At 68.0% G+C, this 11,368-nt stretch carries 13 protein-coding genes; 10 read left to right on the top strand and 3 right to left on the bottom strand.

Translation table 11 applies throughout. The annotated features are described in order from the left end of the window. Positions 1-36 precede the first annotated feature (36 nt). The 6 genes from ACFULQ_RS04955 (at position 37) to ACFULQ_RS04980 (ending at position 3,310) form a co-directional block, all read left to right on the top strand. The gene (locus ACFULQ_RS04955; RefSeq protein WP_383538260.1) at positions 37-774 is read left to right on the top strand and encodes an SDR family NAD(P)-dependent oxidoreductase; all 738 of its coding nucleotides are present in this window, start codon (positions 37-39) and stop codon (positions 772-774) included. Positions 775-821: 47 nt separating this feature from the next. Next, on the top strand, positions 822-1,760 hold the full coding sequence (locus ACFULQ_RS04960) for a cyclase family protein (protein ID WP_383538263.1): 939 nt from the start codon (positions 822-824) through the stop codon (positions 1,758-1,760). A 47-nt stretch (positions 1,761-1,807) separates the two neighbouring features. Then, positions 1,808-2,212 carry a nuclear transport factor 2 family protein gene (locus ACFULQ_RS04965; protein WP_383538266.1) on the top strand — a complete coding sequence of 135 codons (405 nt, stop codon included), beginning with the start codon at positions 1,808-1,810 and terminating at the stop codon, positions 2,210-2,212. A gap of 89 nt (positions 2,213-2,301) precedes the next feature. Further along, entirely contained in the window at positions 2,302-2,952 is a 651-nt protein-coding gene (locus tag ACFULQ_RS04970; protein ID WP_383538269.1) for a DsbA family protein, read from the top strand. Beyond that, positions 2,945-3,100: a hypothetical protein gene (locus tag ACFULQ_RS04975; RefSeq protein WP_383538271.1), complete on the top strand. Its 156-nt coding sequence runs from the start codon at positions 2,945-2,947 to the stop codon at positions 3,098-3,100. The genes ACFULQ_RS04970 and ACFULQ_RS04975 overlap by 8 nt, the downstream gene beginning before the upstream one ends. 21 nt (positions 3,101-3,121) lie before the next feature. Next, on the top strand, positions 3,122-3,310 hold the full coding sequence (locus ACFULQ_RS04980; RefSeq protein WP_383538456.1) for an enoyl-CoA hydratase-related protein: 189 nt from the start codon (positions 3,122-3,124) through the stop codon (positions 3,308-3,310). Between the two features lie 58 nt (positions 3,311-3,368). On the opposite strand, the gene ACFULQ_RS04985 is transcribed toward ACFULQ_RS04980, so the two are convergent. The 3 genes from ACFULQ_RS04985 to ACFULQ_RS04995 form a co-directional block, all read right to left on the bottom strand. Beyond that, positions 3,369-3,683 (bottom strand): hypothetical protein, encoded by a 315-nt coding sequence (locus tag ACFULQ_RS04985; RefSeq protein ID WP_383538273.1) that lies wholly within the window; start codon positions 3,681-3,683, stop codon positions 3,369-3,371. Positions 3,684-3,855: 172 nt separating this feature from the next. Then, positions 3,856-5,031, bottom strand: a complete 1,176-nt coding sequence (locus tag ACFULQ_RS04990; protein WP_383538276.1) for an FAD-dependent monooxygenase — start codon at positions 5,029-5,031, stop codon at positions 3,856-3,858. A gap of 172 nt (positions 5,032-5,203) precedes the next feature. Continuing rightward, positions 5,204-6,085 carry a LysR family transcriptional regulator gene (locus ACFULQ_RS04995; RefSeq protein ID WP_383538278.1) on the bottom strand — a complete coding sequence of 294 codons (882 nt, stop codon included), beginning with the start codon at positions 6,083-6,085 and terminating at the stop codon, positions 5,204-5,206. 549 nt (positions 6,086-6,634) lie between these two features. Here ACFULQ_RS04995 and ACFULQ_RS05000 point away from each other — a divergent pair. The 4 genes from ACFULQ_RS05000 to ACFULQ_RS05015 all read left to right on the top strand — a co-directional run bounded on the left by ACFULQ_RS05000 (position 6,635) and on the right by ACFULQ_RS05015 (position 11,336). After that, entirely contained in the window at positions 6,635-7,225 is a 591-nt protein-coding gene (locus ACFULQ_RS05000) for a TetR/AcrR family transcriptional regulator (protein ID WP_383538280.1), read from the top strand. A 273-nt stretch (positions 7,226-7,498) separates the two neighbouring features. Then, positions 7,499-9,724, top strand: coding sequence for an MMPL family transporter (locus tag ACFULQ_RS05005; protein ID WP_383538282.1), 2,226 nt, complete (start codon positions 7,499-7,501; stop codon positions 9,722-9,724). Positions 9,725-9,852: 128 nt separating this feature from the next. Then, positions 9,853-10,641: a LuxR C-terminal-related transcriptional regulator gene (locus ACFULQ_RS05010; RefSeq protein ID WP_383538285.1), complete on the top strand. Its 789-nt coding sequence runs from the start codon at positions 9,853-9,855 to the stop codon at positions 10,639-10,641. Continuing rightward, positions 10,581-11,336, top strand: a complete 756-nt coding sequence (locus ACFULQ_RS05015) for a response regulator transcription factor (protein WP_383538288.1) — start codon at positions 10,581-10,583, stop codon at positions 11,334-11,336. The genes ACFULQ_RS05010 and ACFULQ_RS05015 overlap by 61 nt, the downstream gene beginning before the upstream one ends. Positions 11,337-11,368 lie beyond the last annotated feature (32 nt).

The raw sequence follows: 11,368 nt of genomic DNA on the forward strand, positions 1-11,368 counted from the left end.
TTTAGCGATCGCTACAAGGAAAGGTGGGTGGCTCTCATGGGCAAGCTGGACGGCAAGACCACGGTCATCACCGGCGGAAGCAGCGGGATCGGCCTGGCGACCGCCCGGACGTTTGTCGCCGAGGGCGCCCAGGTCTACATCACCGGCCTCGACGCCGAGGAACTGGCCGAGGCCCAGGCTCGGATCGGCGGCGATGTCACCGCCGTACAGGTCGACATCTCCCGTCTGGAAGATCTCGACCGTCTGTGGCGGCAGGTCAAGCAGGAGCGGGGAGGGGTCGACGTCCTCGTCGCCAACGCCGGCCGCGGTGAGCAGGCCACCCTGGCCCAGGCCACGCCGGAGCACTTCGACCGGATCTTCTCCGTCAACGCCCGGGGCACGTTCTTCACCGTGCAGAAGGCGTTGCCGCTGCTCAACGACAACGGCTCCGTCGTCCTGATGGCATCCGCCGGACACCTGAACGGCGCGGCGGAGCGCACCGTCTACAGCGCCACAAAGGCCGCCATCCGCTCCTTCGCCCGCACGTGGGCGAGTGAGCTGAAGGGCCGCGGGATCCGGGTTAACACGGTCAGCCCAGGACCCATCGACACCCCGATCATCGACACGCAGGACGACCCGGACGCCCTGCGCGCCGCCCTCGCGGCCATGGTCCCCCTGCGCCGCCTGGGCCGGCCAGAGGAGATCGCGGCAGCCGTGCTGTTCCTCGCCGCCGACGACAACCGCTACACCACCGGATCCGACCTCGTCGTCGACGGCGGCCACACCCAGATCTGACCACCACCACAACACCACGGCTGCAAAGCCCTCTTGAGGAGAAACTCATGAACGACACCACGACCTGGTCGCATCACGCACTCGGCAAGGAACTGAGCAACTGGGGACGGTGGGGCGACGACGACGAGATCGGCACCCTGAACTTCATCACGCCCGCCAAGCGCGTCGCCTCGGCCCAGCTCATCAGGACAGGCAAGACGTTCGACCTGGGCATGTCGTTCGGCAAGGAGGGCCCGGCCGGCCCGAACACCTTCCGCAACAACCCCCAGCACCTGATGACCCTGCTGCCCTCGGACAGCGCCGGCGCCCCGGACGGCATGTTCGGCACCGACGACCTGGTGGTCATGAGCCTTCAGGCGGCCACCCAGTGGGACGGCCTCGCCCACATGGGATACGGCGGCCACTTCTACAACAACGTGCCGGCCGCCGCGGTGAACAACTTCACGGGCGCTTCGAAGGACTCCTTCGACAAGGTGGCCGGACGCCCCATCTCGCGCGGGGTGCTCCTGGACATCGCCGCACTCAAGGGCGTCGACCGCCTGGCGGACTCCTACGAGATCACCGCCGCCGACCTGACGGCAGCCGAGGAACGCCAGGGCGTGCACGTGGAGTCCGGTGACATCCTCTGCGTGCGCACCGGGTGGCACCGCTGGTTCGCCGAGGGAGACCGCGACCACTACATGGGCGAGAACGAGGCCGGCCTCGGCTTGGACACCCTGCGCTGGCTGTACGACCGAGAGGTCGCTGCCGTCGCCGTGGACAACTGGGCCGTCGAGGTCTACCCGTCCCCGATCGAGGGCACCTACGCACCTTTCCACCAGGTCGCGATCCGGGACATGGGCCTGACCCTCGGCGAGATGTGGGACTTTGAGGCCCTGGCCGCCGACTGTGCCCAGGACGGCGTCTGGGAGTTCCTCCTGTGCGCCCCCGGCCTCAAGATCACCGGCTCGGTCGGGTCCCCCATCACCCCCATCGCGCTCAAGTAGAGGCCGCGGTCCTTCGGATCTGGAAAAGCGGGCAAGGAGTACGCGTCATGAGTGAAACCGACAACACCGCTGTGGTGCTGCGGTATTTCAACAGCTTCGCCGCGGGCGACGCGGAAGCGGCATTCGCCCTGCTGGACGAGCAGGTGGTGTGGTGGGTGTCGGGCAAACCCGACCAGTACCCCTCCGCCGGCAACCACAGCAAGGCCGAGGTCATCGAGATGCTGGGCCGGGTCGGACAGATCATGCCGAACGGACTGGACATCAAGGTCACGTCCATCACGGCCCAGGATGACCGGGTTGTGGCGGAGGTCGAAAGCCGCGGCGTCTCCGCCGCCGGAAAGGTCTACGACCAGCGCCTGGTCTTCGTCCTCCAGGTGCGGGACAACAAGATCTTCCGCATCCGGGAGTACCTCGACACTCAGCACGCCGTCGCCGTCCTGGCGACGGCCTGACCCCCGGTCCCGGGAATTGCTCCTGATCACAGGACATCCCCGGGGTCCACAGCAGTTGACGTTCGGTTCCCGGAAGGCAGCGCACCGACATGACATCCCCCCGACTGACGATCGACGTGTGGGCAGACGTGCTCTGCCCCTGGTGCTACGTCGGCGAGCATCGTCTGAGCACCGCGGTCGCGCAGTCCCCGCACGCGGCCGACATCGACCTGAAGATTCACACCTGGCAGCTCGACCCGAACGTCCCCACCGAGATCAGCTGGATCCCGGAGTACCGGGTCAAGAGGTATGGGGTGACGCCCGACCAGGCGCGTGCCATGGAGAAAGACGTGGCGGGGCAGGCCGCCGCCGACGGCCTGCCCTATGCCCTCGACCGACCGGTGCGCAACACCCTCGACATGCTGCGCCTGGTCCACCTCGGCAACGAACACGGCGTCGGGCGGCCGTACATGGCGGCGATGCAGGACGAGCTGTTCGGCGGCAACCCCGACGCCTTCGGGCACGACACGCTGATCCGCCTCGGCGTGAACCTGGGCGTCCCCGCGAACGAGATCCGCTGCGTTCTTGCCTCGGACCGCTACGCCGACGCCGTACGGGCCGACCACGCGGCCGCCGCCGCCCTCGGTGCCCGCGGAGTGCCCTTCACCGTCCTCGGCAACAGGTTCGCCCTTTCCGGTACGACGAGTATCGCTCAGTACACCGACGCCATCGAGCAGGCGTGGGAGCACGTCCATGGCTGACACCCCCTCCATCCCGTCGCCACTGGAATTCATCGAGACCGGCCCGGACGACGGCTGGTGCGATGTCGAGACCGGAATCTGCACCACCACCGCAGCCGACCAGGAAGGCCCGCTCCCCGACAGTGAAACCGCCGTCGGCGACAAGTGACCCACGCTCGGCGCAACTCCACTGGCGGCCGACGGGGGCGAGGCCGCCCGGCTGCTGCGGGCGCTGCCGCCTGAGGTCGCCGACGTGATGCTCCCCACGGGCCGCCGGATGGGTGCGGAGGAGGCGCATCGCTGGGGCCTGGCCACCGAGGTCACCGGGCCCGGCGAGGTCCTGGATGCCAAGCGCAAGCCGCGGTGGGTGGGCCGCTGAGGGACTTGCAGGAAGGGCCCGGTTCTGCGCCCGGAACCGGCCCCGGGGCGGTGCCGGTTCACGAGGTCACGGGTTCGTCCTCATAGCGCTCCTTCAGTGCGGCGAGCACGTCTCGGAGGCCCGGCACGTGTTCCTCGGCGGTCTTGCGCCAGGCGAGCCCGGCTCGCAGGCCCATTGCGGGTTCGTCGAGCGGCACGACGCGGAAGGCGGGGGAATCGTAGATCCGCGTGGCGGGGAGGTCGTCACCGAGAACGGTGATCGCCAGAGCGCCGGTGCGCAGGACATGGGCGGCGAGCTGTACCAGGTCGTTGTGCGGAAGGTCGACCAGTCGGGTGACCCCGGCCTCCACCAGCGCCGCCCTGCTCTCGGCCACCACCGAGGGACGATCCTTGGCACCGTGCGCTGCGGAGGCATCCTGGACATCGCATGATCGCGGCATCCAGGAGGGAGTCACCCGCATCAGAACGTCGCAGGGGCAGGCTCGCGGAGTGAGAACACCGGTTGAGGGCCGGATGGCTCTCTGCGTCAGGTAGGACGGAGGCGCGTCAGTAAGCCTCCTGAGCGAGTCGCGCCTGTGCTCCCGGTATGCCGAGCTTCACCATTTCTTGTTCGTCGGGTGTCATGTCAGCCCTCATCTCCTGCTTGAGCAGAGCCAGGGACATGTCGGCGACGAACAACGCACGGTCTCGGCGCCTGGCGTACCACGCGTCCAGAGCCACGGGCAGAGCGGAGTGCTCCGCCAATGCGGTGGCCAGGGTGACGGCGTCCTCGACCGCCATGGCAGCCCCCTGGGCCAGATGAGGAGGGCTGGTGTGGGCGGCGTCCCCGGCGATCGCGACCCGGCCGCGGTACCACGGCTCGCGGACCGTGACGTGCTCCAGGGGGGTGTAGTTGATCTCGTGAGCGCCGGTGATGGAATCCCGCAGCGCCCCCAGGGGCCCTGAGAAGCCGCGCATGCGTTCGTGGACGAGTCGAAGGAAGTCCGCTGGGTGGTGACGCGGATTGCCCGGTTCCGGGGTGACCAGGGCGATGTACATCTCGTCGGCGCTGATGGGCGTCAGGACGGCCTTGACGTCCTTGTCCATGACGAAGCGGATCTGGTTGAGATCGGCAGGCCGGGGCATCTTGACTCGCCAGTTGGCGAACCCGGTGAACGTCGGTGTGTAGGTGTCCGCGAACAAGTGCGCGCGGATGCGGGAGCGGACGCCGTCGAAGCCCACCACCAAGTCGTAACGACTGCTCGGCGCGCCTTTTCGGCGCAACGCCGCACCGTGCTTGCCGGTCCAGGTCGCAAGCTCGACGTCGATGCCGGTGCTGTGTTCGGCCATTTCCCGGACGGTGACGCCGGTGATGATGTTTGCGCCGGCCTTCTCGGCGGCCGTGCGCAGGATGCCGCTGTACAGCGGTCTGCTGATCGCGTTGTTCGACGGTTTGCCATAACGTCCCTCCGGAGGAGGGACGGCGGCTACCTCAAGGCCCGGCGTGTTCCATATGGTCAACGTCTCGAACGGGAACCCGACTTCCAGGCAGGCCTCGCGGACGCCGATTTCTTCCAGGGCGGCCAACGCGTTGTTCGGCTGATTGAGACCGACGCCGAGGACAGACCCAGGGCCAGTGGCCTCCGCGACGTCCACCTCGATCCCGCGCCGGGCCAGAGCCGTGGCCAGTGTCAGCCCGCCGATGCCGCCACCTTGGACAAGAACCTTCCGCACAGCGCTCATCGCTTCACTCCCGGGCGACCTCTCGGGGCTGCAACACGGGGAATCGTCATCGACCCTCCTTGAGGGGCCAGGCTGGGGGAGATGACGGCACTGTAAAAAGAGCCTGGTTCGCGGGGAACTCACGATCAGCGATGTGGCTTATCGATCGGATCGATGAGCTGTGGATCGGCCGCTACCGGCCGCTGATCTCGTGGGCGGCACGCAGGACGACATCCCGGAACCACGTGTGGACAGGATCGTCGTCGTATACCGGATGCCACCACATCGCCACGGACAACGGCCCGGCGTCGACGGGGCAGGGCAGCACACGCACGTCCTCCCGGTGCGGCATCAGATGCAGGAGCCGCCTTTGCAGCAGAGCGATTCTGTTGCTGCCGGCTACGTGCCCGGGGACGGTGAGGAAGTGATCCGTGACCACCTGTACGTGCGGTTCGATGCCCTTGACCCGCAGTTCCGCCATGCCGTGTGTGGTGCCGACCGAGCTGTGGAAGGTGGCCACCCACGGCAGTGCCTGCAGGTGTTCCATGGGCAGGACCTCCCCGACCGCCTCGTTGTCGGCGGCCACCAGGCAGACCCACTCGTCGTCGTACAGGGCTTGGGAATGAAGGTCGGTGACGAAGCCGTGCGGCATGATGACCAGGTCGGTGCTCAGCATCCTGGCGTCGGCCCGGTCCAAGGGCTGTACGACGTTGCCGATCAACCGTAGGCGAGCCCGAGGCGCCTCCCGTGCCAGCCGGTCGACCACCGCCGTGGCGAGCACTGTTTCGGCGTAGTCACTGACCATCAGGGAGAAGTCTCGGGGCGTCGACGCCGGATCGAACTCCCGCTGCAGACCGAACACCCGCTCAGCCCCGGCGATCGCCATCCAGGTGCGCTCCCGCAGTTCCGCCGCCAGCGGCGTCAGCAGGTACTGGTTGCCCGCCCTGGCGAGCAGTTCGTCACCGAAATGCCGGCGAAGCCGTGCCAGGGACGCCGACATGGCCGGCTGCCCCACTCCCATCTCCTGCGCGGCCTTGCTCACGCTGCGCTGCCGCAACAGCGCGTCAAGAGCCATCAGGAGATTCAGGTCCAAATTCCGCAGCTGCACGTTCCCCATCCGATTGCTTCGACCGACACCGAGACCTTCGCACCGCCGCACACCCCCCGGCAGGGCGCTGGACCGGAAGGGGGATGGACTACGACACCGGCGCCGGGGGTCGGGCCCACCAGCCGTCAGCGTATGGCTGTCTGCGACCAGGGGCAGGCGACCGGCATTCGTCCCGTGACCCGCGACAGCACCCCGTCGAGCGTCTCCGAGTAGACCGGCGTTGCGCGTAACACCGTCTACAACCACCTGAAGGACAAGCCGGCGCGCCATGCTGGCCGTGCTCGTCTCTCGGCACACGGACGACGTGGGTATCAGCGCCGACGAGAGGCTGATCGCCGTCATCGCGGTGGCGACGAGCGCCCGTTAACGGCAAGCGCCGGGAGGGCCGAGAGGGTTTGCTCCCACGTCATGAAATGTGACCCAGGGCACATAGAAAACGGTGCCGTTTTCTCAAGGGCCTGGCTAGGCTGAAGGCGTCCAGAAAACGGTAGCGTTTTGCGAAGGGGGAGGCGGGGCATGGCGGAACAATCGATGGCTGCCCGCAGTCGTTTCACCCCTTTGCGTGCGGCCCAGCTCTATGACACTGTGCTCGATCTCCTGCGCACAGTCGGATACGACGCGCTGTCGATGGAGGCCGTGGCCACCAAGGCGCGGTTCAGCAAGGCCACCCTCTACCGCGACTGGGGAGGCAAGCCACAGCTGGTCGTTGCCGCCGTGAAGTACCTCAGGCCCGTGCGGATCGATACGATCGACACCGGCTCGCTGCGCGGCGATCTGTACGCCCTGGCCGACCACTCCCACAACAAAGAGCTCGCGCAGGACATTGCCCTGCAGCTGGGACTGAGCCACGCCATCTTCGACAACCCCGAGCTCCGCCAAGCCCTGAGGGAGGTGATGATCAACCCCATCCTCGATGACATCCATGCCATCCTCCAGCGCGGCGTCCGCCGAGGCGAGGTCGCCCCGGACAACCCGGCGTTGGCTCTCGTTCCGCCGATGCTGTGCAGTCTTGCTGTCGCCCGTCCGCTGCTCAGCTGCGAGGCGATGACTCAGGACGATGTCAGGCGGAACGTGGAAGCACTGGTTTTCCCCGCTCTCGGCATCTGACCGGCCCCGTTCGGGCCGTCACGCACCGGTCTTCCCCGGCGTAGGGCGCGCATCACACTCGCCTCCCGCCCTCGGCCTCCCCATGCCGTCGGGCTCTTGCGCCCCATCCGCCGGCGACGGCCGCGTGATCGAGGCACCTTTCTTTCTCCCCCGCGTGCCTGCGCAATTGAACACTTCCCCCACCTGACGCGCGCCGCTCACGTCGTCGGGCCACCCCCACACGCCCTCATGCCCTGACGGGCGATCCCAACGACTGACCGAGAGAGCAAGCTCATGGCAACATTCCTGTACAGACTGGGGCGGACCTCCTTCCGGCGACGCCCTGTCGTCCTCCTCGTCTGGCTGGCCCTGCTGGGCGCGGCGGTCATCGCCGCTCTCAGCGCGCCGGCCACGAAGGCGCTGCCCTTCACGCTGCCTGGGGCGGAGTCCCAGAAGGCGTTCGACCTGCTGGACGAGCGTTTCCCCGGCTCCAGTTCGGACGGCGCCACCGCCCGGATCGTCTTCAAGGCCCCCGAGGGCCAGACGATGGCCACCCCGGCCAACAAGGCCGAAGTGCAGAAGGTGACCAAGGAGATCGCGAGCGGCTCCGACCAGGTCGCCTCCGCCGTCGACCCCTACACCGCCGGAGCCGTCAGCAAGGACGGCTTGACCGCGTACATCTCCGTCACCTACAAGGTGACCGCGGCCGAGGTAGACGCCGACTCCCACGATGCGCTCGACAAGACCGTGGAGCAGGCGCGAGAGTCGGGGCTGACTGTGGAAGCGGGCGGAAACGCCGTCAAGGTGGCGTCGCACGGTGCGGCCGCCGAGGTCGTCGGTGTGATCGTCGCGGCGGTTGTCCTGGTCGTCACCTTCGGTTCCCTGGTCGCCGCCGGACTGTCGCTGCTGACCGCCCTCATCGGCGTCGGTATTGGCTTCCTCACCCTCGCCGCGCTGAACTCGCCCCTCGAACTCGGGGACAACGCAGGGGTGTTGGCCCTGATGCTGGGGCTCGCGGTCGGCATTGACTACGCGTTGTTCATCGTCTCCCGCTACCGCTCCGAACTCGCCGAAGGACACCCCAAAGAGGAGGCGGCCGCCCGCGCCACGGGCACCGCCGGATCCGCGGTGGTCTTCGCCGGCCTGACCGTGATCATCGCGCTTGCCGGTCTCGCCGTGGTCCACATCCCGATGCTGACCAAGATGGGCCTGGCCGCCGCCGGATCCGTCACCATCGCGGTGATCATCGCCGTCACTCTCGTACCCGCCATGCTCGGCTTCGCCGGCGACCGGGTGCTGTCCAGGCAGAGGTCCGGCAAGAAGAAGCCCGCCGAGGCGAACGGCGCGGAGAAGACCCCGATGGGTGTGCGCTGGGCACGGTTCGTGCTGCGGCGTCCCGTCGCCGTCCTGCTGGCCGGCGTCGTCGGCCTCGGTGTGATCGCCATCCCGTCGGCCTCCATGACCCTGGGCCTGCCCGACGACGGTGCCCAGCCCACTGACACCACCCAGCGCCGCGCCTACGACCTGCTCTCCGAGGGCTTCGGCGTCGGCTTCAACGGCCCCCTCGTCGTCGTGGTCGACGCCGCTCACAGCGGCGCGCCGAAGACGGCTGTTGCGGAGGTGGCCAGCAGGATCGGCAAGCTCGATGACGTGGCCGCCGTCGCCCCGGCCCGCTTCAATCAGGCCGGCAACACCGCGATCATCACCACCGTCCCGTCGTCCAAGCCGGCCTCCGAGGCCACCGAGAAACTGGTCGAGCACATCCGGGACACCGGCTCGGCCATCGAGAAGGACACCGGAGCGAAGCTGCTTGTCACCGGTCAGACCGCGGTGAACATCGACTTCTCCCAGAAGGTCAACGACTCCCTCATCCCGTACCTGGTGCTGGTCGTCGGACTCGCCTTCATGCTTCTGATGGCCGTCTTCCGCTCGCTCCTCGTCCCGCTCAAGGCCGCCCTCGGCTTCCTGCTCTCCGTCCTAGCCGCCCTCGGCGCCGTCGTCGCTGTGTTCCAGTGGGGTTGGCTCGCGGGCGCGATCGGCGTGGAGGAGACCGGGCCCATCATGAGCCTGATGCCGATCTTCATGGTCGGCATCGTCTTCGGGCTGGCCATGGACTACGAGGTCTTCCTGGTCACCCGCATGCGGGAGGCGTACGTCCACGGCGAAGGACCGGCACAGGCCGTCCTCACCGGCTTCCGCGACGGCGGGCGCGTGGTCACCGCCGCCGCCGTCATCATGATCGCCGTCTTCTCCGGCTTCATCGGCGCGGCCGGGGCCATGATCAAGACGATCGGCTTCGGCCTCGCCGTCGCCGTCCTCTTCGACGCCTTCGTCGTCCGCATGGCCATCGTGCCAGCCGTCCTGGCCCTGCTCGGCAAGTCCGCCTGGTGGCTGCCCGCCTGGCTCGACAAGATCCTGCCGAACGTGGATGTGGAGGGCGAGAAACTCGCCCATTCACCTTCCCCGCATACGGGTTCGGGACCGGACAACGACGACCGGCACCAGCCCGTCCCCGTCTGACCCCACGTCGACGCCCCCGGAGCCACGTGCGCACAACGCCTCGGCGCCGGGGGCCGACCGGACCACCCACGCATTCCGCACACCGCTCCCGTCACCCCGGTGAACCCCCCACACTGGAGCAGTCCGGCATGATCACTGTTCTCCTCACCGACCCCCACGCCCTGCACCGCCTCGGCCTGCGCACTCATCTCGTCGCCCAACCCGACCTGGCCATCGTCGGCGAGGCGACCACCGGCACCGAGACGGCCCGTATGCACGAGCGTCTGCGTCCGGACGTCGTTCTGCTGGGCAGCGGCCTGCCGCCCACCGACGTCACCACGACCGTCCGCCGCCTCAGACAGACCCGTATCCCAGGCTTCGCACCGCCCCATGTCCTCGTCTTGAGCTCACAGGACCGCGACGAGCACGCCCACGAGGTCCTGCGCGCCGGAGCCGACGGATTCCTCCCCGCCACCACCACTCCCGGCGAACTGATCGCGGCCCTGTTCACCGTGGCCGCCGGGGGCGCCATCGTCTCGCCGCGCCTGGCCCGCACCCTCATCCACGTCGTCTGTCACGACCCCCGCCCCGAACCCCCTATGCCCAAGTGTCAGTTGGAAGTCCTCACCGAACGTGAACGTGACGTCCTGAGGGCGGTGGCCGCCGGCCGGTCCAACGCGGAGATCGCCGCGCAGCTCTCCATCGCCACGACCACCGTGAAATCCCACGTCCGCAGCATCCTCACCAAGATCGGAGCCCGCGCCCGCGTCCAGGCCGTGATCTGCGCCTACGAATCCGGACTCGTACGCCCTCCCCTAACCCTGGACGCCCCTTCCTTGCCAGCCCCCCACCGAATGAAGAACCGCGAGGAACTGACATGCACGTACTTCTCGTTGAGGACGACCCCGCCATCGCCGTACCGCTCGAACGCGGCCTGAAGCGTTACGGCCACACGGTGCGGCGGGCGGCCACCGGAGGGCAGGCCCTGCGCGCCGGAACCGCCTGGGACGTGGTCCTGCTCGATCTGGGACTGCCGGACATCGACGGACTGGACGTGTGCAGACAGCTGTGCGCCGACAGTGACGTCTCCGTCATCATGATCAGCGCGAGAGGAAGTGAGACGGACAAAGTCGTCGGTCTTGAGCTCGGCGCTGATGATTACCTCGTCAAGCCCTTCCAGGTGCGGGAACTGGTTGCCCGTATGCGCGCGGTGCAACGCCGCCGCGTGAGCGTCCCGCCGCCCGCTCCGGAACCTTCCGAACCCGGCCGGCCCGGCGTGGTGATCGACATGCCCGCGTCCGGACGAACAGCCGACCGGTACGGCCGGGTGGTCATCGACCGCCAGGCCCACCGGGCCTTCCTCGACGGGACCGAAGTCGCACTGCCGCCCCGGGAGTTCGCCCTGCTCGCCTTCCTCGCGCAGCAGCCGGACGTGCTGATGACGCGCGAGACGATCATGGCTGCAGTCTGGGACGTCAACTGGTTCGGTTCCACCAAGACGCTCGACACCCATGTCTCCGCTCTACGGCACAAGTTCGGCGATGCCCTGACCATCCAGGCGGTACGAGGAGTCGGCTTCCGCCTGTCGGTCGGTTCCGGGACCGCCGCCCCACATGTCTCTGCATGTGAATGAATCGATTCATGAGGTGGAGCTGTCGAGAGCGA

Source organism: Streptomyces sp. NPDC057253, assembly GCF_042669125.1.
Classification (GTDB): Bacteria; Actinomycetota; Actinomycetes; order Streptomycetales; family Streptomycetaceae; genus Streptomyces.